At 63.7% G+C, this 22,698-nt stretch carries 17 protein-coding genes and 1 tRNA gene; 8 read left to right on the top strand and 10 right to left on the bottom strand.

All coding sequences use genetic code 11. The features are described from left to right. Position 1 precedes the first annotated feature (1 nt). The 3 genes from NSO95_RS13955 (at position 2) to NSO95_RS13945 (ending at position 5,387) form a co-directional block, all read left to right on the top strand. Positions 2-3,517, top strand: coding sequence for a CHAT domain-containing protein (locus NSO95_RS13955; protein WP_257596919.1), 3,516 nt, complete (start codon positions 2-4; stop codon positions 3,515-3,517). Between the two features lie 107 nt (positions 3,518-3,624). After that, positions 3,625-3,700: transfer RNA gene (locus NSO95_RS13950), tRNA-Phe, on the top strand. Positions 3,701-3,758: 58 nt separating this feature from the next. Further along, positions 3,759-5,387: an AMP-binding protein gene (locus NSO95_RS13945; protein WP_257596918.1), complete on the top strand. Its 1,629-nt coding sequence runs from the start codon at positions 3,759-3,761 to the stop codon at positions 5,385-5,387. A gap of 6 nt (positions 5,388-5,393) precedes the next feature. Here NSO95_RS13945 and NSO95_RS13940 read toward each other — a convergent pair whose 3' ends face one another. Both NSO95_RS13940 and NSO95_RS13935 read right to left on the bottom strand, forming a co-directional pair. Next, on the bottom strand, positions 5,394-6,293 hold the full coding sequence (locus tag NSO95_RS13940) for an SDR family oxidoreductase (protein WP_257596917.1): 900 nt from the start codon (positions 6,291-6,293) through the stop codon (positions 5,394-5,396). A gap of 27 nt (positions 6,294-6,320) precedes the next feature. Then, a complete protein-coding gene (locus NSO95_RS13935) occupies positions 6,321-7,202 on the bottom strand; it encodes a hypothetical protein (protein ID WP_257596916.1) in 882 nt (293 codons plus the stop codon). 167 nt (positions 7,203-7,369) lie between these two features. On the opposite strand from NSO95_RS13935, the gene purC reads away from it, so the two are divergent. The 4 genes from purC to purQ all read left to right on the top strand — a co-directional run bounded on the left by purC (position 7,370) and on the right by purQ (position 12,079). After that, positions 7,370-8,170: a phosphoribosylaminoimidazolesuccinocarboxamide synthase gene (gene purC / locus NSO95_RS13930; protein WP_257597056.1), complete on the top strand. Its 801-nt coding sequence runs from the start codon at positions 7,370-7,372 to the stop codon at positions 8,168-8,170. Positions 8,171-8,213: 43 nt separating this feature from the next. Beyond that, positions 8,214-11,066, top strand: coding sequence for a M16 family metallopeptidase (locus NSO95_RS13925; RefSeq protein ID WP_257596915.1), 2,853 nt, complete (start codon positions 8,214-8,216; stop codon positions 11,064-11,066). Between the two features lie 96 nt (positions 11,067-11,162). After that, positions 11,163-11,402, top strand: a complete 240-nt coding sequence (gene purS, locus NSO95_RS13920) for a phosphoribosylformylglycinamidine synthase subunit PurS (RefSeq protein WP_257596914.1) — start codon at positions 11,163-11,165, stop codon at positions 11,400-11,402. Then, positions 11,402-12,079, top strand: coding sequence for a phosphoribosylformylglycinamidine synthase subunit PurQ (gene purQ / locus NSO95_RS13915; RefSeq protein ID WP_257596913.1), 678 nt, complete (start codon positions 11,402-11,404; stop codon positions 12,077-12,079). The genes purS and purQ overlap by 1 nt, the downstream gene beginning before the upstream one ends. Before the next feature lie 3 nt (positions 12,080-12,082). Here purQ and NSO95_RS13910 read toward each other — a convergent pair whose 3' ends face one another. The 6 genes from NSO95_RS13910 to NSO95_RS13885 form a co-directional block, all read right to left on the bottom strand. After that, on the bottom strand, positions 12,083-14,434 hold the full coding sequence (locus tag NSO95_RS13910; RefSeq protein WP_257596912.1) for a putative bifunctional diguanylate cyclase/phosphodiesterase: 2,352 nt from the start codon (positions 14,432-14,434) through the stop codon (positions 12,083-12,085). 100 nt (positions 14,435-14,534) lie between these two features. After that, entirely contained in the window at positions 14,535-16,358 is a 1,824-nt protein-coding gene (gene glmS, locus NSO95_RS13905) for a glutamine--fructose-6-phosphate transaminase (isomerizing) (RefSeq protein ID WP_257596911.1), read from the bottom strand. Between the two features lie 16 nt (positions 16,359-16,374). Then, positions 16,375-16,740, bottom strand: a complete 366-nt coding sequence (locus NSO95_RS13900; RefSeq protein WP_257596910.1) for a type II toxin-antitoxin system VapC family toxin — start codon at positions 16,738-16,740, stop codon at positions 16,375-16,377. 3 nt (positions 16,741-16,743) lie between these two features. Beyond that, positions 16,744-17,022 (bottom strand): ribbon-helix-helix domain-containing protein, encoded by a 279-nt coding sequence (locus NSO95_RS13895; RefSeq protein WP_257596909.1) that lies wholly within the window; start codon positions 17,020-17,022, stop codon positions 16,744-16,746. Between the two features lie 31 nt (positions 17,023-17,053). Beyond that, a complete protein-coding gene (locus NSO95_RS13890) occupies positions 17,054-17,959 on the bottom strand; it encodes a DMT family transporter (protein WP_257596908.1) in 906 nt (301 codons plus the stop codon). Positions 17,960-18,036: 77 nt separating this feature from the next. Beyond that, positions 18,037-19,062: a glycosyltransferase family 2 protein gene (locus tag NSO95_RS13885; protein ID WP_257596907.1), complete on the bottom strand. Its 1,026-nt coding sequence runs from the start codon at positions 19,060-19,062 to the stop codon at positions 18,037-18,039. 363 nt (positions 19,063-19,425) lie between these two features. Between NSO95_RS13885 and NSO95_RS13880 the strand changes: the two genes are divergently transcribed. Beyond that, complete coding sequence (locus NSO95_RS13880) at positions 19,426-21,057, top strand: hypothetical protein (RefSeq protein WP_257596906.1); 1,632 nt, start codon at positions 19,426-19,428, stop codon at positions 21,055-21,057. Here NSO95_RS13880 and NSO95_RS13875 read toward each other — a convergent pair. Both NSO95_RS13875 and NSO95_RS13870 read right to left on the bottom strand, forming a co-directional pair. Continuing rightward, positions 21,012-21,881: a hypothetical protein gene (locus NSO95_RS13875; RefSeq protein WP_257596905.1), complete on the bottom strand. Its 870-nt coding sequence runs from the start codon at positions 21,879-21,881 to the stop codon at positions 21,012-21,014. The two genes, NSO95_RS13880 and NSO95_RS13875, sit on opposite strands and share 46 nt — an antisense overlap. After that, positions 21,874-22,524 (bottom strand): class I SAM-dependent methyltransferase, encoded by a 651-nt coding sequence (locus NSO95_RS13870; protein WP_257596904.1) that lies wholly within the window; start codon positions 22,522-22,524, stop codon positions 21,874-21,876. The genes NSO95_RS13875 and NSO95_RS13870 overlap by 8 nt, the downstream gene beginning before the upstream one ends. Positions 22,525-22,698 lie beyond the last annotated feature (174 nt).

The following is a 22,698-nucleotide window of genomic DNA, read 5'->3' as shown; positions in this document are numbered from 1 at the left end:
CATGAAGCATCGCGCTGTCACCTTGCTTGCAGGGGCCGCGCTGTGGATGCTCCCCGTCGCCGCACATGCGCAATCCGAACCGTCGCCCTTCGAGCGCCTTTCCGACGGCTTCGAAGCCTTGTGGAACGAGGCTGGCGAGAGCGGGCTGAAGCTGGAAGAGAAGCCGGTCGACCTCGAACCCTTACTTGTCGAAGTCGCGACGCCGTGGCGCGAGCGCCCCTATAGCGACCTCGAAAAGTTCGAAACCACTTCTCCCCCGCCCGTCGAGGGGGTCACCTACGGCGGCGATCCGATCCAGAACTGGCTCGATTGGTACGATCTGGAAATCGAGGCTGCGGGCAAAGCGAAGGACATCGACCGACTCGATTGCGCGTTCCAGGACCGGCTGTTTCTCGTCAACAGCCGCGTGCGCAGCGGCACCATGGTCGGGCCGTCGAGCTACGAATACCAGTCCGAACTGCGCAATTACATTGCCGCGATCGCTCCGCAGGTCGATCTGACCGGAATGACCATGCGTGAGGCAGTGGCGCTGACCCCGGAAGCAGCGGAAGAACTCGAACTGCAGGCGTTTCGCGCCATGCCCACGGCGCGGCAGGGCCGGTTCGAAAACGTCCTGCGGCATTATCTTTCCCTGATCGCGATCGAACAGGTCCAGGGCCCACCGATCGAGGGCGACGGATTGCAGGACAACGGAAGCTACCAGCTTGCGATGCTCGAGGATCTGCTGCGCCGACAGGGTCGGGCGGAAGACGCTGCCATCGTCACGCCCATCGTGCAGGCGATGGAAGAGAACGGCAAGATTTCCGCATACAACTGGTCGGTCAGCTATCGTTACCAGAACCTCGAGATGGGTAATCCCAAGGGTGCGGCTTCGTTTGCCCAGGCCATGGTGCGCAATCTTTCGGCCGCCGTTCCGAGTGACCATCCGCTCACGCTGCGTGTTCTGCTGCTTACCGTGGCAGACCATTTCGCCATCGGCGATACAACCAAGGCTGGTGAATACCTTGCGCTCGCCCGCGCGGCCTGCACTGATGCGCCTGCGTGCACCGACATCGCCGCACACCCGGCGGCGCTCGAAGGCCTGACGCTGCTAGAAGGGCAAGGTGCAACCGCACAGCTTGCGGCTTTCCGATCGGCACTTGGCGGTGCGGACCCATCCGCAAACCCCGAGATGACGGCGCTCGCCGCGCTCCCCGCACTCGAGCGCGAACTGAACACCTGCTATGGCAATGCCCCGGTCGATCCACGGACCTTCGCCATCACCCCCGAGGTCAAACTCGCCTTCGCCGAATGCGATTTTGCCATCGGGCCCGACCTTATCGCGGTGTACGAACAGGCGGGGACCGACTTTGCCAAGTCGCAAAAGCTGCAAACGGTCACCCAGGATGTGGCGGAAGCGGGATTGGTTCTCGGCAAATATGCCGAGGTCGAACCGTATTACGCGCAGCTTGTATCGGCTGCGCGTGCGCAGGGGCTCCCCTATGCGGACAATCTTGCGCTCAGTCATGCGGTGACGCTGGTCGAAACCGGACGATATGCCGAGGCCGATCGGGTGCTGTCGGAAACGCGAGTGTCGAGCGAGGCATCGATGCTCGCCGGGTTGTCCTACCCGAGCGACTATTCCAATCGCTTCCGCGGCATCGAAGCGCTCACCGTGCAACGCTATCTCGCCGATCCTGCGCAGGCGCACCTTGCTTACGAGGTCGCAAAATCCCGCGCCGAGGATTTCCGCCGCTTCCGCCAGTCGCAAGTGGGTTCGGTGCGCAGCGAGACGAACCTCGCGCGGATCATCGGCTGGAACGGCACATTTCTCGAGGCCGCCGATGCTGCCTGGGCATTTGCCGCCAAGGAGCCCGCCCGGCGCAGCGAAGCCCGCGACGTGGCCTTTGCCGCGGTGCAGGATGCGCTGACCGACGGCACGTCGTTGTCGCTGGCCTATGCCATGGCCGACAAGGCCGATTTCAACAGCGATCCGCAAACCGCCGATCTCATCGCACGGCGGCGCGAACTGCTCGAGATGCTGGCCCCTTACGAGGGCGTCGAAGCGAAGGACCGAAGTTTCGAACTGCCCGGCAGCACCCGCGAAGAGATCGAGCGGCGCCGTGAATTCGAATTGGTCGATGCGCTGTCGGAAGAATACCGCGCGATCAACCTCCAGCTTGCCGAGGCCGCGCCGGACTATTTCAAACTGATCCGCCCCGAACCGCTTTCGCTCGACGATGCCCGTGCCGTCTTGCGCGAAGACGAAGCGGTGCTGATGCTGATCCCCAGCGCGGGCGGCACGCACAGCATGGTGCTGACGACGGAAGGCGTCGAGTGGCACCGCAGCGCACTGACCGTCGGCGAGGTCGACGCAGCGGTTCGTCGCCTGCTGTGGTTCAGCGGTGCCAATGTCGAGGTCGATGGCCGCGAACAGCGCGAGTGGGAAAGCGCGGTCGACGGCGGCCGCAACGGGTTCGACCGCGACACCGCTTATCGGCTGTACTCCGAACTGCTGATGCCGCTGGAGCGCAACTTCGCCGGTAAGCGGCACCTGTTCGTGGCTGCGGGCGGATCGCTTGGCTCGCTCCCGCTCGGCATTCTGGTCACCGGCGAGCCGGAAGGTCGTGACGACGATCCCGCCGCACTTCGGCGGACCCCGTGGCTTGCCGGGGACGCAAATCTCGTCCGCATCCCCTCGCTCCAGACGCTCGCGTATCAGCGCCGCTTTGCCAGCGCAGCGGACCGCTCTGAAGAGTTCCGCGGGTTCGGCGATCCCGTGCTCGACGGCGCGGCGCAGACCAGGAGCCGCGGCCAGCGCAGTGGGAGCGGGCTGACTGCGGCATCGATCTTGCGGCGAGACGGTGATGAAGGCGGCATAGCCAATGTCGCCAAGCTGCGCTCGCTCGCGCGCCTGCCCGGTACCGAGGTCGAACTGACCGCGATGGCGCGCGCTTTCGGCGCCGACCGCAACGCTTTGAACCTCGGTGCCAACGCAACCGAGAGCCGGTTCAAGGAAAGCGACCTTGCGGCGCTCTCCGTTCTCGCACTTGCAACCCACGGCCTGACTGCGGGCGAGGCCGACGGCAGCGGTGAGCCCGGGCTTGTTTTCAGCCCTCCTGTGACCGGCGATTCCTACGATGACGGCTATCTCACCGCGAGCGAGGTGGCTCAGATGCGCATTGGGGCCGACTGGGTGATCCTTTCGGCGTGCAACACGGCTGCGGGCGACGGCAGCGCCGGGGCACCCGGCCTTTCAGGACTCGCACGGGCGTTTTTCTACGCCGGGGCGAGCAATCTTCTGGCATCGCACTGGCCGGTGCGCGACGATGTCGCGGCACGACTGACGGTGCGAACGATCGAACTGGCACGCGACGATGCCGCGATGAGCCGGGCCGAAGCCTTCACCGCCGCGATGCACGAAATCCGCGACGATAGATCGGCGGACGGCAAACTGGCAGACGGCTACGACGCCACCTTCGCCCACCCCAGCGCGTGGGCGCCATTCGAATTGATCGGAGATGCCGGCGTTCGCTGACGGAGTCGGCGCCGCGTGCCGAATCCCCCCTTGCCAAGCCCGTCCGGCTTCGCCATAGGCGCGCTTCCAACCGCCGGGCGGCCCCGCTGCCAGCCCGCGCCGTGTATGCCTCGGTAGCTCAGTTGGTAGAGCACGCGACTGAAAATCGCGGTGTCGGTGGTTCGAATCCGCCCCGAGGCACCACTCCCGATCCTTGAAAATTGGCACTAGGCGCAGCCGCGCTTTGCGCTAGTCTCGCCGCATGACATGGCGGGGAGAGAACTTCGGCGTCGCGCTCAAGGCGCTGGCGTCCGGAATTGAGCCGGGTCGCCCGGCATTGCTGCACGGCGACCGGGTGATCGACTGGCAGGCGTTCGACCGGATCACCGATGGGATTGCGGCAGGGCTGATCGCGCGCGGGCTCAAACCGGGAGACGCGGCGGGACAGATGCAGCGCAACTCGCCCGAATATGTACTCGCCTATTTCGGCTGCGCCAAGGCAGGCGTCCGGCCGGTCAATGTGAACTACCACTATCTCGCCAACGAGCTGGGCGACATCTTCACCCGCTTCGATCTCAAGGCGCTGTTCGTCGATCCCGAATTTGCCGAACGCGCACAGGCGGCCGACGCTCAGGGCCTGGCGCACGTTCTGGTCGCCGATCCGGACGCAGCGGCATGGCAGGAATTGTGCCGCACGCCGCTGCCCGAAGGTTACGCACCGCATCCCGATCCCGACGAAATGTTCTACATGGCGACCGGCGGGACCACCGGCATGCCCAAGGCGGTGATGTGGCCTTTTGCCGAGGCGTGGCAGGCGTTCCAGATCGCTCACTGGCCGACCCAGCTCGGCCAGCCGCCGGAGATCGTCTACACGCTTGAAGACCATGTCGAGCGCGCGGCGGCGTTGCCGCCCGATCACGCGGAGTCTTCCGCCCCCATGCTGCTACTGTGTCCGCTGATGCATGGCACCGGCCAGTTCGGCGCGATGATCCACCTGCTGCGCGGCGGCACGCTGGCGACTCTGCCCGGAACGAAGTTCGACCCCGATGCCGCAATCGATGCAGTTGTCAAACACCGGGCGCGCACGCTGGTGATGGTCGGCGATGCGTTCTCTATGCCGCTCGCCGATTGCCTCGAGGCACGCGCCGATGCGGCGGAGGCGATTGCGAGCCTCAAGGCGATGACCTCTTCGGGCGCGGTGTTTTCGCTCTCGGTCAAGGAACGGCTGGTAGCGGTCAATCCGATGATGGCAATCGTCGACACGCTCGGATCGAGCGAGAGCGGCGGCACAGCGGTCACCATCACCACCATCGCCGGCACCACCGGCGGAGGCCATTTCTCGCAGTTCCCCGGACGGGATATCGTCTTGTTGAGCGACGATCTTGAACTGATCCCGCCGGGTAGCGGCGCGGTCGGCATGGTCGCCCGCACCGGCCCGCTGCCGCTCGGCTATCTCGGGGAAGACCGCAAGAACGCGGAGACCTTCCCCGTGGTCGGCGGGCAACGCTACCTGATCACCGGGGACCGCGCACACTGGCGCGAGGATGGCTCGCTCGCCTTCATCGGGCGCGACAATATGTGCATCAACACCGGCGGCGAGAAGGTCTTCCCGGAGGAAGTCGAGGCCGCATTGCAAGCGCATGGCGATGTCGCCGACGTGCGCGTGGTGGGCATCCCCGATCCGCGCTTCGGGCGCAAGATCGCGGCGGTGGTGCTGCTGCGCGAGGGCTGCGAGACAGGCGATGCCGCGCTCGACGCCCATGTCCGTGCTGCGCTGGCAAGCTACAAGGTGCCGCGGCTTTATGTCTTCACGCAAGAAAGCCTGCGGCTCAACAATGGCAAGCCCGATTACCGGACCGCGCAGCGGCTGGCGGAAGAAGCCGCCGCCTGACCGGGGTCAGGTCGAACGCTCCGCCTTGTCCCTGGCGTTCGTGCCCTTGATCATCGCGCGCATCTGTTCCCATTCGGCATCGCCCAGCGGGGCGAGCGCCTGGTAGAAATTGCCGCTGTTGGCCTGATAGCCCGCCCCGTCGATCGCGATGGTCTGGCCGTTCACCCATTCCGCGCCCGGCCCCATCAGGAACACCGCGAGATTGGCCAGTTCGTGCATTTCACCGTGGCGGCCCATCGGGTTCATCCGGTCCGCCGAATTGCCCCCCTGCCCGCCGGGCGAAAGCCGCGCGCTCATCCCGTCGGTCGGGAACAGGCCGGGCGCGATGGCATTGAAGCGCATTCCATAGCGCCCCCATTCCACCGCGAGGCTTTGTGTCATTGTGTTGATCGCCGATTTCGACATGGCGGACGGGACCACGAAAGGTCCGCCGTTCCATACCCAGGTGGTGAGGATCGAGAGGAAACTCGCCCCCTTGCCCTCCGCGATCAACCGCTTGCCCAAATCGAGCGTGACGTAGAAGCTGCCGCGAAACACAATATCGGCAATCGCGTTGAAGCCATTGACCGACAGGTCTTCGGTCCGGCTGACGAAATTGCCCGCCGCATTGTTGACCACCCCGGTCAATGCCCCGCCTTCGGCCCAGATCGCGTCGATCATCGCGTGGACCGCGTCGGCATCGCGGATGTCGCAGGCGTGGCCGGTCACCTTGCCGCCGTGGCGCGCCATCAGTTCAGCGGCAGTTTCGTCCAGCTTGGCCTGCCGCCTCCCGCAAATGTGGACTTCGGCCCCGAGCTTGAGGAACGCCTCGCTCATCTCGCGCCCCAGCCCGGTCCCCCCGCCGGTGACGAGGATCCGCTGGCCCTGCATCAGCCCGTCGCGAAACATCAGCCTGTCGATTTCCATTGGCTTTTCCTCTCCATCGTGCGGGGATCAATAGTAGAAGGCGCAGCCCTTCTGCATGAATTCCTCGATACTCTCGCGCGTCCCGCAGAAGGTGACGATACCGGCCAGAGGCACGCCCTGCTCTGCCTTTGCGCCAGCCACCCGGAACACTTCGCCGGGCTTGCTGCGGATCAGTCGGTAGCTGCCTTGCGGCTCGAGTTCGCCGCCTTCTATGCCGCGTTCGACCGTCACCAGCAGCGTGCCACCCGGACCGCCCTCGAAACTGCGGAGGGTGTAGTCGGGCGTCCCGGGCATTGCCGCGCGGCTCTCGACCGCCATGACCTGCCGCAGCACATGATCCGCCCCGACCTCGAAATAGCGCTCGACGATCGCGTTGTAGACATCGCCGTTATGCGCGCGTTCGGCGAAGACGAGCATCTCCGGCCCATCCTCGACCGGTTGTTCGATGCGGAACACCGGCGGCTTGCCGAAACCGTCGAAACCGAAACTTTCGGTCCAGTCGGCCTCAAACGCCTGCGCGGCGCCTGCGGTCTTGCTCACCGGATCATAGGCCACCGCGACATAGATATCGCGCCCGAGCGGGAACTGTGCGCGCGTCAGATAGAGCTCGCGCCCTTCGATATCGTCAAGGCGGTAGGTGCCGTCGAGGGTTTCCCCACAGCCGACCGCCTCAGCTACATCCGGCGGGAAGGCCGACAGCGCCGCCCGGATCGCAGCCTTGGTGGCTTCCTGCGCCGGCTCGGGAACTTTGATCGCCTCGCCCGGTTCGCGCGGATCGATCCGCAGGCGGATGTCGCGCTCGATCGTGGCGAAGCCTGCAATCCGGCACTCGCTGAGCGCGTCCGACTCCGCCGCCGGGCCACAGGACACGATCGCCAGGGCGATCATGGCAAGAACCGGACTCCGCATCAAAGCCTGCGCATCTCCACCGTCATTCGCATGCGCTAGCCAGCCGCTGCAGGCGTGGCAATTGCTATCGCGCCCCAATCGCTGTATTGGCGAGGCACAGCCCCGGCGCAGCGAAGCAATTGGCTTTGCAGGCCGGGGCCACGTGTTTTCTCCGGAGTTTTTTGCGTATGTCGCGTCGCCGCCAGATCTACGAAGGCAAGGCCAAGATCCTCTATGAGGGCCCCGAACCGGGCACCATCATCCAGTATTTCAAGGATGATGCGACCGCCTTCAACGCGCAGAAGAAGGGCACGATAAACGGCAAGGGCGTGATCAACAACCGCATCAGCGAGTTCGTCTTCACCCGCCTGTCGCATATTGGCATCCCGACCCACTTCATCCGCCGCCTCAACATGCGCGAACAGCTGGTGCGTCAGGTCGAGATCATCCCGATCGAGGTGGTCGTGCGCAATGTCGCGGCCGGGTCGATCTGCACCCGCCTCGGCCTCGAAGAAGGTGAGCCGCTGCCGCACACGCTGATCGAGTATTACTACAAGGACGATGCGCTGGGCGATCCGCTGATCGCCGAGGAGCACATTGCCTGCTTCAACTGGGCCGGCCCCGAGGAGATGCAGGATATCGCCAGCATGGCGATCCGTATCAACGACTTTCTGTGCGGCATGTTCGCATCGATCGATATCCGCCTGGTCGACTTCAAGCTCGAGTTCGGGCGTATCTACGACCAGGATTACAGCCGCATCATCCTCGCCGACGAGATCAGCCCCGACGGCTGCCGCCTGTGGGACATGAAGACCGGCGAAAAGCTCGACAAGGACCGCTTCCGCCGCGACCTGGGCGGCGAGGAACAGGCCTATCAGGAAGTAGCGCGCCGTCTGGGTCTGCTCGACGGTGAAAACAGCGGTCCGGGCGAAGTGTTCGACCTCAACGCCCATCGCGGCAAGCTGCGCACCACACCGAAAAAGAAGTAGTCCGACCGTGCCATCGCAACGCTCCGGGCTCCGGACCTGCGGGATGCGGTTTACACCCTTCGCGGTCGCCCTGCTTGTTGGCCTGTCATTTGCTGCCCCGGCCTATGCCGGGGAGCCGCCGGAAGCGGCTGGCTCCGATGCCCCAGTCTGGCCCTTCGAAACGAGCGACATCGAGCCCGATCCGGGATTCGTTTTCGGCCGGCTGGACAACGGGATGCGCTACATCGTGCGGACGAACGACCGGCCCGAAGGCACCGCCTTGGTCAGACTGCACATCGGATCGGGATCGCTGTCAGAGACCGAGAGCGAGCGCGGCCTTGCGCATTTCGTCGAGCACATGGCGTTCAACGGCTCGAAGCGCATTCCCGAGGGGGAAATGATCAAGCTGCTTGAGCGCGAGGGGCTCGCGTTCGGGGCGGACACCAACGCCTCTACGGGTTTCGAGGCGACGACCTACAAGCTCGACCTGCCGCGCAACGAACCGGCCCTGCTCGACACCGCGCTGATGCTGATGCGCGAGACCGCAAGCGAACTGACGCTCTCGCCCGAGGCGATCGATCGCGAGCGCGGCGTCATCCTTGCCGAGCGGCGCGACCGGAACACCTATGCGCTAAAGGAATTGATCGACCGGCTCGACTTCGCCGCCCCCGGCGCGCTTCATACACAGCGGTTGCCCATCGGTCTCCCTGAAGTTCTCGAGGGTGCGACCGATGCCGATTTGCGCGGGTTCTATGCGCGTGAATATGTTCCGGCCAATGCCGTCCTGGTGGTCGTGGGGGACTATCCTGCCGAGGCGGCCGTAAGCGCGATCAATCGGCATTTCGCGGACTGGCGGCCAGCACCCATGCCCGCCGAGCCAGACATCGGTCCGATCGATCTCGCCCGTGGCGGGGTAACCGACATTTTTCTCGATCCAGCGCTGTCCGAAGCGGTCACCGTCTCGCGTCTTGCCCCTTGGCAGGAAAGATCGGACTCTATTGCGACCCGGCGCGACAACCTGATCCGCTCGCTCGGCTACGACATAGTCAATCGGCGGCTCGCGCGCCTTGCTGCGCAAGCCGATCCGCCGTTCCGCTCCGCCGGTTTCGGCACGGGCGATGTGTTCGAGGACGCGCGGACCACGAACCTCACCGTAAACACGATCGATGGCGGGTGGCAGCGCGGTCTCGATGCGGCAGCCGATACGCTGCGCACCGCCTTGGCTTACGGCTTCAGCCCAAGCGAGGTGGCCGAACAGCTCGCAACGACCCGCACCGCGCTCGAAAATTCGGTCGCTTCGGCCGAAACACGCACCAACGCCGCGTTGGTGAACAGTGCGTTGGCATTGATCGAAGACGAGCTTGTGCCGTCCACTCCCGAAGCAAGCCTCGCGCGCTTCGAAAGCTTTGCAGGCACGATCACTCCCGAGCAGGTGCTGGCGGCATTGCTCGATGATGCAGCAACACTGGCCGATCCCCTGATCCGGTTTCGCGGACGCGCGGCACCGGAGGGCGGCGAGCGTGCCTTGCGCGATGCGTGGAATGCGGCGGTCGCCCGTCCCATGGTCGCGCCCGAAGAGATCGCGGCCATGCCGTTCGCCTACACCCGGTTTGGTCCTCAGGGCGCCGTCGCATCGGATCGGATCGATGAACGGATCGGCTTGCGTGCCGTCAGTTTTGCCAATGGGGTGCGGCTCAATTTGAAGACCACAGCATTGAGCAAGGACCGGATATCCTTCCGGATGCACCTCGACGGCGGCTCGCTGCTCGACACCAGACAGAACCCCAACGCCACCGCGATGGTCAATTTCCTTACCGCCGGAGGATTGGGCGCGCACTCGCAAGACGAGCTGGCGACGATCCTTGCGGGGCGAACGGTCAGCTTCGGTTTCGGATCCGCAGCGGACAGTTTCAGCGCCGGCGGCACAACTACGCCTCGCGATCTCGAGTTGCAGCTTCAGCTGCTGGCCGCCCTGCTCTCCGATCCCGGATACCGGCCCGAGGGCGAATCGCGGTTCCGCCAGACGGTCGCCAATTTCTACAAGACGCTCGATGCCACTCCGGCAGCGGCCTATTCGAGCGCCATTGGCGGAATCCTTTCGGACAACGACCCGCGCTTTTCCCTCCAGAGCGAAGAGACTGTTGCCGCGCAAAGCTTCGACGATCTGGAGGCCGCCATCGGCGATCGGCTGGCAAGCGGCGCGATCGAACTGACCTTGGTCGGCGACTTCGACGAGGCGACCGCGATCGACCTGGTAGCGCGAACCCTCGGGGCCTTGCCGTCCCGAGAAGGCGATTTTCTGCCACGCGCCGGGAACCGCGATCGACGATTCACCGCCGACCGTTCCTTGCGTACCATCCCTCATCGCGGCGAACCCGACCAGGCAATGTTGCGACTGATCTGGCCGACCACCGACGACAGCGACCTGGAACTGTATCTGACCATGGAACTGCTCGAGCGGATCGCGCAACTGGAACTGCAGGATGAGCTGCGCGAGCGGCTCGGCCAGGCGTATTCTCCCGACGCGGGCAGTTCCCAGTCATCGATCTATCCGGGCTACGGCACCTTCTCGCTCACCGCTTCGCTCGATGTGGGCAAGGTCGACGATGCCCGCGCAGCAATGCAGCAAGTCGTCGAGCGTTTGCGCAGCGAGGCAACCGATCCTGACACGCTCGAACGCGCGCGGCGACCACTGCTCGAGCAATTCGACAATGCGCTCAAATCGAATGGCGGCTGGCTGTCGCTGGTCGACCGCGCGCAAAGCAAGCCGCACGAGATCGACCGGTTCCTGGCCGGCAAGGATGGCACGCTGCGCGTGACGCCCGAAATGATCCGCGCCGCGGCGGAGAGCTTCCTGACGAACGATGGCGCGGTCGAGATTCGCGTCTTGCCCCGGACAGGTCCCGAGCCGGAGTGAGCAATTGTTGACGGCGCAGTTAGTCCGATTGCGATCCGACCGACATCGTCTATAGGCGGCGCGACACCATTGCGGCACCGGCAAAGGAGATCCCCGATGAAAGTCCATGTCCACGTATCGCTCAAGCCGGGCGTGCTCGATCCGCAAGGACGCGCTATCCACCATGCGCTGGAAGGGCTCGGCTTCGAAGGGGTAAACGATGTGCGTGCCGGGCGGCTGATCGAACTCGATGTAGCCGACAGCGTCAGCGACGAAGCGCTCGACGAAATGTGCCGCAAACTGCTCGCCAATATGGTGATCGAGAACTACCGGATCGACAAGCTGGAGACGGCGTGATGGGCTTCCGGTCTGCGGTCGTCACCTTTCCCGGATCGAACTGTGATCGCGATATGGCGGTAGCTCTCGAGATAGCTTCAGGCACTCCGGCACTTCGGGTCTGGCATGGCGATGCAGAACTTCCAGAACGTCTGGATTTCATCGCCATCCCCGGCGGCTTTTCCTATGGCGACTACCTGCGCAGCGGCGCGATGGCGGCACGCAGCCCGATCATGCGGGCGATTGTCGAGGCCGCCGGTCGCGGTGTGCCGGTGCTGGGCGTGTGCAACGGCTTTCAGGTCCTTACCGAAAGCGGCCTGCTGCCCGGGGCGCTGATGCGTAACGCGAGCCAGAATTTCATCTGCCGCACGGTGTCGCTGAAGGTCGAGAATTCGCAGACGCTGTTCACGTCGCAATATGACCAGGGAGAGGAAATCCAGGTTCCTGTTGCACATCACGACGGCAATTTCTTTGCTGACACCGAAACGCTCGACCGGCTTGAAGGCGAGGGACGCGTGGCGTTCCGCTATCTCGATGCGGTGAATGGTTCTCAGCGGGACATCGCCGGTATCATCAACGGAGCAGGCAATGTGCTCGGCATGATGCCGCATCCGGAACGCGCGGTCGAACCGGCCCATGCTGGTACCGATGGCCGCAAACTGTTTGCGAGTGCCGTTGCCCGGCTGGTCGACGCCTGATCTTTACTGACTAGCCGCTTCAGCGCGGCGAAAGAGCGCGCGAACGTCTGCTATCGGCATTGGGCGGCCGAAATAGTAGCCCTGGATTTTGGTGCAACCGAGGCTTCGGATAAGGGCGACTTCCTCGGCGCTCTCGACCCCTTCGGCAGTGGTCGCCATTTCGAGGCTACTCGCCATCGCAACCACAGCGCGGATAATGGCGAGGCTCTCTGCACTGTTCTGCGCCGCGCCCTGCACGAAGCTGCGATCGACCTTGATGGTAGAGAAGCTCAACTTGCGCAGGTAACCGAGCGAGGAATAGCCCGTCCCGAAGTCGTCGAGCGCGATGGTGCAACCGATCGCCATCACCTGTTCCAGTGCAGCACGCGCAACATCGGCATCGCGCAGGAAGACGCTTTCGGTTACCTCGATTTCCAGTCTGCTTGCAGCAAGACCGCTGCCCGAAAGCGCGCGGACCACCGTGTTGGTGAAGTCCGGATCGACCAGCTGCTCGCCCGAAACATTGACCGCAACCCTGATATGTTCGGGCCAGTTGGTCGCTTCCCGGCAGGCCTGTTCCATCACCCAGGTGCCGATCGGCACGATCAGGCGGGTGTCTTCTGCAACCGGGATGAACTTGACCGGGCTGACGAAGCCGTGATCGACGCTGTTCCAGCGCACCAATGCCTCGAAGCTGACCAGTTCTTCGCTGGTGGCATCGACCACAGGCTGGAAATTTAGCGTCAACTCCTCGCGCTCGATCGCGCGGCGGAGCGAGAATTCGAGCTTGCGGCGCTCTTCGGCATGCGCGTGGAAGGAAGGTTCGTAAGCGAAGTGCTCACCGCCGCCTTCGTCCTTCGCGCGGTACAGCGCAAGATCGGCATTGCGCATGACTTCTTCGACCGTCGCACCGTCGCGCGGGCCGATAGCGCTGCCGACGCTCGCCCCGACGTAGAGCGTGTGATTGTCGATGTCGTATGGTTGCGACAGCCGCCCGATGATCCTGCGGGCGAGTCGCTCGACCGTGCCTTTTTCCGAGGCATCGCGAATAACGATCGCGAATTCGTCGCCGCCGAGGCGGCCGCACATCGCATTCTCGTCCATCAGCTCCTTGAGCCGTCCGGAGACCTCGGCCAGCAGCCGGTCGCCGACGAGGTGTCCGAGCGAATCGTTGACCGCCTTGAACCGATCGAGGTCGAGCATCAGGAAGGCACAGCGCGTTCGCCATTGTTCGGCGAACTTGATCGCGTCGCGCAGCGCCTCGTTGAGCATGAGGCGGTTGGGTAGCCCCGTCAGCGTGTCATAACGGGCGAGATAGGCGATCTTCTCGTTGGATTCGCGTGCCTCGGTCACGTCGGAACCGACACCACGGAAACCCATGTAAGCCCCGTTGTCGTCGAGGATCGGGGTCCCAGAGAGTTCCCACCAGCGGTTTTCACCGTCGATGGTCACCTTGACGATCAGGTTGGAGAAGTTCTCCCGCCGCTTGAGCCGTTCGGCCAGATCATGCAGGCTCAGTGCAAACTGGCCCGATTCCCAGGCATCGCCTGCTATCAGCTGGAGGAATGGCAGCCCGTCGATCTCTTCCGGAGGCTTGCCCAAGGCATAGGAAAAACGCGGCGAAGCCTTGCGCACGCGGCGGTTGGTGTCGATCTCCCACAGCCAGTCGGCGTGGTTTTCCTCGAATTCGCGCAGCAGCAGCGAGACAACTTCGCTCTGTTCATGGACCCCGGCTTCGGCAATCTTCGCAAGCAGAAACGTTCGCGCCACCGCGATCGAGCCGCTGACCACCAGGGCGACGAGCATGATGACGGCGGCTGCAAGGATGAACTGGCCGGAGATCAATGCGGCGAGCGCAGTCGCGGCCCCAGTAATCGCGGCGAATGCGGCGGTCGAATAGGGCAGTGCCGCGAGATAGAGTGCGGAACCCGCGATCATGGCGGCAAACACCGCCCAGATCATCAGCAACTGATCGGGCGTTCCGAACCAGCCAACCGCGAGCGGTGCTATCGACCAGACCGCACCAAGGATACACACTGAGACGCGATGGCTGCGCACTTCATCGACCGAAGGCCGGCGCGAATCGGTGTCGCGCAACTGGTTTATCCGCCGGTTGGCATGCCACAGTGCAGCACAGAGCAGCGTCATCCATACCACGGCAGCGATGATCCCGACGGCCGGGAAGCCTGCACCAATGACAAGCAGTGCCCCGATCAATTGCCCGCCAATTCTCACCGGCGCCTTGTCGGAAACGCTCGAATACTGCAGCCCGCGCAGGCGTGCCCAATCGCCGGACTCGGGGCTGGTCAGCCCGAGAACGGCGAGCGCTGGCAGATGCTCCGGCTGGGCCGGCGTTTCGGGCGTCGTTTCACTCACGCCGATCGGGGTAAGCAAAAAAGGTTAGGAGCCAGTAAAGGAAGCAAAGAAAAAACAACGCTGCCCGGCGGGCTCCACCGACACTGAAACCGCGTGTAACCTATTCAACCGTAACCGATTTGGCGAGGTTCCGTGGCTGGTCTACGTCGGTCCCCTTCACGCATGCGACATGGTAGGCAAGAAGCTGAACCGGAACCGCGTAAACCAGCGGCGCGATGAGCGGATGAACCTTGGGCATCTGGATCGTCGCGAGGCAATCCTCACCCGCTTCCGCCAGCCCTTCCTCGTCCGAAATCAGCACCACTTTCCCGCCGCGCGCGCGGACCTCCTGCATGTTCGACACGGTCTTTTCGAACAGGGGGCCCGAAGGCGCGAGCACGATCACCGGCACCGCCTCGTCGATCAGCGCGATCGGGCCATGCTTCATCTCGCCCGAGGCGTAGCCTTCGGCATGGATATAGCTGATTTCCTTCAGCTTGAGCGCGCCTTCCATCGCCAATGGATAGTCCGGCCCGCGCCCGAGGTAGAGTACGTCGCGCGCGGGGGCGATCAAATGTGCCATGCCGGCGATATCGTCGTCATGATCGAGCGCGGCATTGAGCGCGGCGGGGGCTTCGAGCAGGTGCTTGACCACTTCGCGCTCCTCGTCGCGGCTCATGTAGCCCTTCTTGACCGCCATATGCGCAGCGAGGGCGGCGAGCACCGCCAGCTGGCAGGTGAACGCCTTGGTCGAGGCGACGCCGATTTCCGGCCCCGCATGGGTCGGCAGCAGCAGATCGGCCTCGCGCGCCATCGAACTGGTCGGCACATTGACCACCACACCGATCGTCTGGCCATTTGCCTTGCAGTGCCGCAGCGCGGCGAGCGTGTCTGCCGTCTCGCCGCTTTGCGAGATAAACAGCGCCAGCCCGCCCGGCTCGAGCACCGGGTCGCGGTAGCGGAATTCGCTCGCCACATCGATATCGACCGGCACGCGGGCAAATTGCTCGAACCAGTACTTCGCCACCATCCCAGCGTAGTAGGACGTACCGCAAGCGACGATGGTTACCCGTTTGATCGCCGAGAGATCGAAGTCAACCTGCGGCAGGGCGACCGTTTCGTTCGCCTGGTGGACATAGCTCGACAGGGTTTGCGCCACCACGGTGGGCTGCTCGAAGATCTCCTTCTGCATGTAGTGACGGTAGTTCCCCTTCTCGACCGCTGCTGCCGAGGCGCCCGAGGTGGTGATCTCGCGCTCTGCCGGATTGTTCTCGCTGTCGAAGATCCGGACGGAATTTTTTTCGATCACCACCCAGTCGCCTTCGTCGAGATAGGCGATCCGCTGGGTCAGCGGCGCGAGCGCGAGCGCGTCCGAACCGAGGAACATCTCCCCTTCCCCGTATCCGACCACCAGCGGCGAGCCGAGCCGCGCGCCGATCAGCATGTCGGGGTGCTGGCGGAAGGCGATGGCGAGAGCAAAGGCCCCGCGCAGCCGCGGCAGGACGGTTTTGACGGCCTCCTGCGGACTCGCCCCCGCCTCGATTTCGCGGGAAATCAGGTGTGCCACGACTTCGCTATCGGTTTCGCTTTCGAGCGTGCGGCCATCGGCGAACAGTTCGTCGCGCAACTGCTTGAAATTCTCGATGATCCCGTTGTGCACCAGCGCGACTTCGGCGGTGGCGTGGGGGTGGGCGTTCTCCGCCGTCGGTGCACCATGAGTCGCCCAACGCGTGTGCGCGATGCCGATCGTGCCCGGCGCGGGGTTGCGCTCGAGCTCCGCAACGAGGTTCGCCAGCTTGCCCGGCGCGCGGCGACGGACCAGCGAACCATCATGGATGGTGCACACCCCGGCGCTGTCGTAACCGCGATATTCCATCCGCCTCAGGCCGTCGACCAGCCGGTCGGCAACCGCTTGCTGGCTCACAATTCCGATAATGCCGCACATCGAGCTTTTGCTTTCTTTACAGTGTGTAGGGAACCCGGATACCCGGCATTGCTGCCGGAAAATCCTTGGTATTTCGTGTAATCAGGATCGCACCGTTCACCTGGGCGGTGGCGAGGATATAGGCGTCCATCAGTTTCATCTTGGTCCGGTGACGAATATCGGCAGCGGCCATCGCGATCCGGGCATCAATCTCGACGACTTCAAACGCAGAGATAACCTGCCTTACGCCATCGCGATCCTCCAGCCGCTCGCCCGCCAGAACTTCTGTCCACACGATCCGGCTCACCCGGTGCCGTCGATACCGCAGCAACTCCATCTTGGCTTCAGGTTTGCGATTGAGCCAATCGATCACGATGTTGGAATCGAAGAAGGGATCGGACACCGATCAAAGCTCTTCGTAAGGTGTGCGATCTTCCCGCAGCGCGCGCTGATACTCCACCGGATCGCCCACATCGACGCGGCCGACCCAATATCCAAAGCCCCGCTCTATCCAGTCCTGATTGTCTGCATTCTGCACCAGATAAAGCTTCACCGCCTCGCGGATGGCCGCCGCGCGCGAGCTTTTCCTCTTGGCTGCGACAAGGTCGAGCTTTTCGATATCCTCGTCGGGAATGTCGGTCAGAATCCGCATCGAACCCTCGAAATTCTCTATCTGTGCCAGCAATGATATACTGATATCATATCATGATATCATGTCAATTGGCGGCTTGCGAAGTTTCTGCCCTGCGCGCGCTTTCGCGCCAGAGGTAGAGTCCGGCTGTGATGATGATCGCCGCGCCGCCGAGCGAGACGAGATCGGGCGCGTCGCCGAACCACCACCACCCGAGCACAACGGCCACCAGCAGCTGGATATAGGTCATCGGCGCGATGGTCGCAGCCCCGGCGCGCGTGGTGCCGAGATAAACCATCCAGTGCGCGGTGCTGGCAGTCAGCGCGACGAGAGCGCAGCGCGCGACGACGCCCCAGTCCGGCCAGCCGAACTGGAGAATCTCGGCTCCGCTTGCGCGCCCGACGAACATGGCCACGATCAGCACCGGCGCCGCGCCCAGAGCCATGAACGCCTGCATCGACAGTGCGCTGCCCTGCCCGGCAACCGCGCGATTGCCCATTACGATGAAGCTGAAAAACAGCGCGCTGCAGATCGGCAGGATCGCGACCCAGCCGACCTCGGCGAGGTTCGGTCGCAGCACGACCAGCACGCCCGCGAACGCGAGCAGCGAGGCAACAAAGGTCGCGGGGCGTACCTTTTCCTTCAGCACAGGGCCGCTCAGCAAGGCGGTGAAGATCGGCGAGACAAAGATCAGCGCGGTGGCCTCCGCCAGCGGCATCAGGAACACCCCGGTGAAGAAGCAGATCGTCGCCATCGCCAGACAGAAGCCGCGACCGAACTGGATCAACGGGCTGGCCGGAATAAATCCCTTGCGGCCTTCCGACCGCGCCAACAGTGCCGACAGCGCGATCGCGCCAATGGTGAAGCGCAACGCCGCAACGGCAATCGGCGACCATTGTCCCGCCATCGACTTGATCACCCCATCCCCGATGGCCAGCAAGGCAAAGCCCGCCAGCGCGATCAGCACGCCCGATCGTTCGTCGTGTGGCATGATGGATTGGTCCCGCGGAAGAAGCTGCCTCGGGGCCGCTACGCCGTCTGCGCCCGCTTGCAAAGCCCCGAAGGCGCTCAATCCAGCGTGCTGGCCGCAGCGATCCGTCGTTCGAGCTCGCGGTCGGCTACCGCGCCCGATTTCTCCGCGATGGCGTATTTGTCCTTCTCGCCGATGGTCCGCGCGAGGATAAGCTCGCCGAGCAGCCCCACGCCGATCAGTTGCCCGCCCGCAAGGACCAGTAGCATGCCGAACAGCAGCAACGGGCGGTCGCCGATCGGACCCATGCCAAGCGCCCACAGCACACTGAGATAGGTCAGGATCCCGCCGCCGAGCACCGAGGCAACGAGCCCGGTGCCGCCGAACAGGTGGAGCGGACGCGCGCCGTATCGCGTGGTGAGCCACACGGTCAGGAGGTCGAGCGCACCCTTGACCAGCCGCTTGGCGCCGAACTTCGACTTCCCGAACCGGCGTGCCCGATGCTCGACCGGGATTTGCGCGATGCGGAAGCCGCGCGCATGGAGCAGCGCAGGTACGAAGCGATGCAGTTCGCCATAGAGATTCAGTTCTGCGAGCGTTTCGCGGCGATAGGCCTTGAAGCCGCAGTTGTGGTCGTTGAGCTTGAGCCCGAACGCCTTGTTCACCGCGCCGTTGAACAGCTTCGATGGCAGGGTCTTGTCGACCGGATCGTTGCGCACCTGTTTCCAGCCGGAAACGACGTCCGCGCCCAGATCGAGAGCGGCAAGGAAATTCCCGATCTCAGAGGGGTTATCCTGCAGGTCCGCATCCATGCTGAACACGACGTCACCCTGCGCGGCGCCGAACCCGGCGGAAAGCGCCGCAGACTTGCCGAAATTGCGCCGGAAGCGCAGCAGCGACACCCGCGGATCGGCTTGCGCCAGCCTGCGGACAACCTCGGTCCCCGCATCGGTGCTACCGTCGTCGACGAAGACCAGCTCGAAAGTATTGCCCAGCGCCTCGCAGTTCTCGACGATCTCGCGATACAGGATTTGGAGGCTTTCGTGCTCGTTGAAAAACGGTATCACGAAACTGCAATCGGGGGCGGTGCCGAGCGATGGCTCGATCTTGCCTGCAAAGGACATGGCTAGCGGGTTCCCTCCATTGGTGAGGTATGTCTAGGCAAGGGATGGAAAGAAATCGTTAATGCTGTTTGGTAAGGATCGTTTGCGATGATCCTGTCGGCGCTCGCGACTGTGGGGATTGCCGTTCTGGCTATGGCACCGGGGCTTGCCCTGATGCGTGGCCGGGCGACGCGGCCAGGCCAGTTTGCTGCGGCTGCCGTCGCTTCCCTTGTCGTGGCCATGCTGGTGGCCGCAATGCTCGGTGCGGGCTGGCACGGGGTTACGGGTGGCAATCTGCCATCTATGGCCCTCGTGCCGGTGTCGCTCGCTTCGTTGCTCTGCGCCCTCCGCCTTCGCCCTCAACAAGCCGTGAGAGCACCGCGCATGGAATGGGAAGGCGTCGCGATTGCAGCGATCATGGTCGGCGTAGGTTTCCTGACCCAGTCACTCGCGATCGTCGAAGGCCGCGACGGTTCGCTGCTGGTGCACGCATGGTACAATGCCGACTGGTTCAAACATTTGGGCCACGTCGCCGCACTGGCCGATTATGGCCTTCCCGCGCGAGATATCTTCAACGCCGGCGAGCCGCTGCATTACTATTGGCTGAGCTATCTGCTGGCAGGAGCGGGTGCAGCAATCGGCGGCGATCACTGGGCGGCGCTGGCAAGCGCACAGGCGGTGATCGTCGCGCTGCTGTGCATGGTGTTCTACGGCGTGCTGCGGCTGGTCGCGAGTTCGCGCAAGGCAGCGCTGATCGTCGGACTGAGCGCATTCTTCCTCTGCGCGCCGCTCAGCGATGCAGGCGAATTCCTGCTCTACGGCGCCGACGCGATGATGAACGCGACCCGCGCGCCGCGTGGTCCTGAACTTCTTGGTTTTGTGCAATATATCCCGCAGCATGCGCTCGTCTTGGCCTTGTTGCTGGCGTGGTTCCTGCTCGATCGGCCGGAGCGCGGAGGTGACAGCCTGCCGAGGCTATTGGGGCTGGCGTCGCTGGCTTCGGCGCTTGCTGTCTCGACCCTGCTCGGTGCCATGGTGCTCGCCGTCTATGGCTTGGTCCAGTTGTGGCGTCGGCGCGAGAAAGCGCTGGCGGAGGTTGCGGTGATGGCCGTCATTTCTGCACTGTTGGTGCTGGCCTTGAGCGTGATCCAGTTGAACAATCCCTCCTCTGCGATCGACAGCCCTTTGCTCACCAATGAGATCGAACCGGGTTCGCTGCCGGTGAGGATCATCAACAGCATGACGATCATCCTGACCAAGCTTGGCCTGCCGCTGCTGGTGGCAGGGGCTTTCCTTGTTCGGTGGAAACCCCAATCCACCGATCAGCGCGATGCATGGCGCCTGGCGATCGTCCTGTTTGTGGTCGCTCCGCTCGCTTTGGTCGCGTCGGAAATCATGCTCAGCCCGCGGCTGGGCTTCGAGGCGCGGCTTCGAATACCCAGCTTGCCCGCATTGGGTATCGCTCTGGTTCTCGCCGCCGCACTAAGCACTGCTGTCTCGTCTTCCCGCAAGCATGCCGCCGGGGCAATGGTGGCCCTGACATCGCTGACCCTTGTCGCGTTGCCCAGCATAGTCATCCGCACGGCCTGGCATGGCAATCTGCGCGACAGTTTCACGACCGTGATCCCAAGGCAGGACCGGTTGGTCCTCGCTCATCTTGCTGCGCACTCGCAGCCGCGCGATCAGGCATGGCAATATCCCGAAGCGCCCTTCCTCGCCGAACCGCCCGGCCGCGATGCCTGGGTCGTCACGCAGGCCGGACGAACGGTCACCGGCTCGCAAAGGGCGACCGATTACGTAAGCGCCTTGCCAAGGATCGATGCTGCGACCCGCTTCTACGCCGGTGCACGGGATGCGGACATTCCGCCCGCGGTGAACTGGGTTTTTCTTTCCCGTACGCTGCATGCACAGACTTACGACCGGCTTGTCTCGCGGATGAGAGCGAAAACTGGTTGGGTCACGGCGTCGTGTTACGCCGATGCTTGCCTGTTCGAACGCCAGCCTGCCGAAAAGTAGTATGCTGCAAGACCGCAGAGCGCATCCCCCGCGATCGTGACCAGCCGGGTAAGGATCGCAAACACAGCGATAGCGGCCGAAGGGGCAAAAGGAGCTGCGAGGACCAGCAGCACGGACTCGCGAATGCCCAGCCCGCCCGGCGCAACCGGTACAAGGAACCCCGCGATCCACGCAATCATGAACAGGGCGGCTATGGTAGCCGGGTTTGGCAGGCCCAAGGCGTAGGCTGCCAGAACATAAGCCAGTGTCCCGAACCCGCTGAAAAAGCACAATTGCCAACCGATGGCCTGTGCCACTCCACTGCGTGAAAACTTTGCAACCAGAGCCCCTGCTGCGGCAATAATTGCGACGCCGTGAATACCCTCGAACAGCATGAACGCGGCCGCGACCGTGAGTGCCGAGGGTACGTGGATGAGCGCTTCCAGTAGGCTTGCGCGGACAATGCTGCTTTGGCTCCAGCCCTTTCGCGCACCAAGAACCTGTCGAGATGCATACTGGAATACCGAGCCGGGAATGTATTTTGCGATGACACCTGGGCCGTAGACCCGAAGTACCGCCGGCCAAGAAAATCCGGTCTGGCCCGAAGCGCATCCGGCCCACGCCCGCGCCAGCAGAACGAGCAAGCCGGCATAGATGACGGCGCTTGCCGCGCCCAGCGTCCAGCCCGTCGCTCCAAGCCGCCCAACCACGCTTCCGGTTTCGAGCCTTGCAAGCGCGAGGCCGATATACACCAGCCCGATGGCAAAGACGGCATAACCCAGCCACCGGATCGCCCCAGCAATCAGCGGTCGCTTGTGCAAGGGCCGGTCAGCCGCTTCAGCCATGGCGGACCAGCAGGCTCGTATGGTCAGGATAGGGCACACAGAACGAACGCCCGTGGAAGTGGCGCTCGTTCAGTCCGCAGCTTTCGATCCCGGCACGATACCGCGACCGCCCGGAATCGTCGAACAGGATCGCACCGTTCGGGACAAGCCGGGCCTTGGCCTTTTCAAGACACGAGACCCGCTGGCGCCCATCCACCACAATCAGGTCGAACGGATCGCTGCACTCCGCGATAGCATCGACGTAGCTCGAGGTCTCGATCGAGCGATGCATCAGACGGACATTATCGAACGGTTCGGTCTGCACCTCGAACTTTCCGAGCCAGTCCGCATCATGCTCGACCGAGATCACTTCCGTCGCGCGACGAGCCAGCCACACCGTGCTCGCCCCTGCCCCCCATTCGAACACCCGCGCACCCGGGCGCGCGGCGAGGAACCGCTCAACCTCACGGGTCGCCGCCACATTCCACCACGGGAGATCGAGCTCGACCATCCGCCCGGTATCGTAAATCGCGAGCAATGATGCAGCCCAGCGGCGCCACCCGTAAGGCGATCCGGCAGTTGCCGACTGCCCGAACTGGGCGAGCGGCCCCCACGCGGCCAGCCCCTGCATGGTGTCGACATATCGGCCCTTGAGCATGTGCATCGCTATCCTCCTGCGACCCAAGCGGCTAGCAAGAAAGAATTAACCAAAAGATACCAGAAGGGAGCGGTAACCCGGTTGGACTGACTGCAACCGGTTACGGGCCGAAGTGAAGGGATTGGTTTAGGAAAAAATAAGGTTTCCTGCCTATTCACCTTTTCTCGCAAGTCCATCTTC

This window comes from Parerythrobacter lacustris, assembly GCF_024626475.1.
GTDB classification, from domain to species: domain Bacteria; phylum Pseudomonadota; class Alphaproteobacteria; order Sphingomonadales; family Sphingomonadaceae; genus Parerythrobacter_A; species Parerythrobacter_A lacustris.
Note: the sequence above shows the minus strand (reverse complement) of the source record. Positions and strands in the feature narration are given on the sequence as shown.

What these genes read in the sequence shown, in the direction of transcription:
- NSO95_RS13955 (WP_257596919.1), top strand. Translation starts at nt 2, where the DNA reads ATGAAGCATCGCGCTGTCACCTTGCTTGCAGGGGCCGCGCTGTGGATG.
- NSO95_RS13945 (WP_257596918.1), top strand. Translation starts at nt 3,759, where the DNA reads ATGACATGGCGGGGAGAGAACTTCGGCGTCGCGCTCAAGGCGCTGGCG.
- NSO95_RS13940 (WP_257596917.1), bottom strand. Translation starts at nt 6,293, where the DNA reads ATGGAAATCGACAGGCTGATGTTTCGCGACGGGCTGATGCAGGGCCAG.
- NSO95_RS13935 (WP_257596916.1), bottom strand. Translation starts at nt 7,202, where the DNA reads ATGCGGAGTCCGGTTCTTGCCATGATCGCCCTGGCGATCGTGTCCTGT.
- purC (WP_257597056.1), top strand. Translation starts at nt 7,370, where the DNA reads ATGTCGCGTCGCCGCCAGATCTACGAAGGCAAGGCCAAGATCCTCTAT.
- NSO95_RS13925 (WP_257596915.1), top strand. Translation starts at nt 8,214, where the DNA reads ATGCGGTTTACACCCTTCGCGGTCGCCCTGCTTGTTGGCCTGTCATTT.
- purS (WP_257596914.1), top strand. Translation starts at nt 11,163, where the DNA reads ATGAAAGTCCATGTCCACGTATCGCTCAAGCCGGGCGTGCTCGATCCG.
- purQ (WP_257596913.1), top strand. Translation starts at nt 11,402, where the DNA reads ATGGGCTTCCGGTCTGCGGTCGTCACCTTTCCCGGATCGAACTGTGAT.
- glmS (WP_257596911.1), bottom strand. Translation starts at nt 16,358, where the DNA reads ATGTGCGGCATTATCGGAATTGTGAGCCAGCAAGCGGTTGCCGACCGG.
- NSO95_RS13890 (WP_257596908.1), bottom strand. Translation starts at nt 17,959, where the DNA reads ATGCCACACGACGAACGATCGGGCGTGCTGATCGCGCTGGCGGGCTTT.
- NSO95_RS13885 (WP_257596907.1), bottom strand. Translation starts at nt 19,062, where the DNA reads ATGTCCTTTGCAGGCAAGATCGAGCCATCGCTCGGCACCGCCCCCGAT.
- NSO95_RS13880 (WP_257596906.1), top strand. Translation starts at nt 19,426, where the DNA reads ATGGAATGGGAAGGCGTCGCGATTGCAGCGATCATGGTCGGCGTAGGT.
- NSO95_RS13875 (WP_257596905.1), bottom strand. Translation starts at nt 21,881, where the DNA reads ATGGCTGAAGCGGCTGACCGGCCCTTGCACAAGCGACCGCTGATTGCT.
- NSO95_RS13870 (WP_257596904.1), bottom strand. Translation starts at nt 22,524, where the DNA reads ATGCACATGCTCAAGGGCCGATATGTCGACACCATGCAGGGGCTGGCC.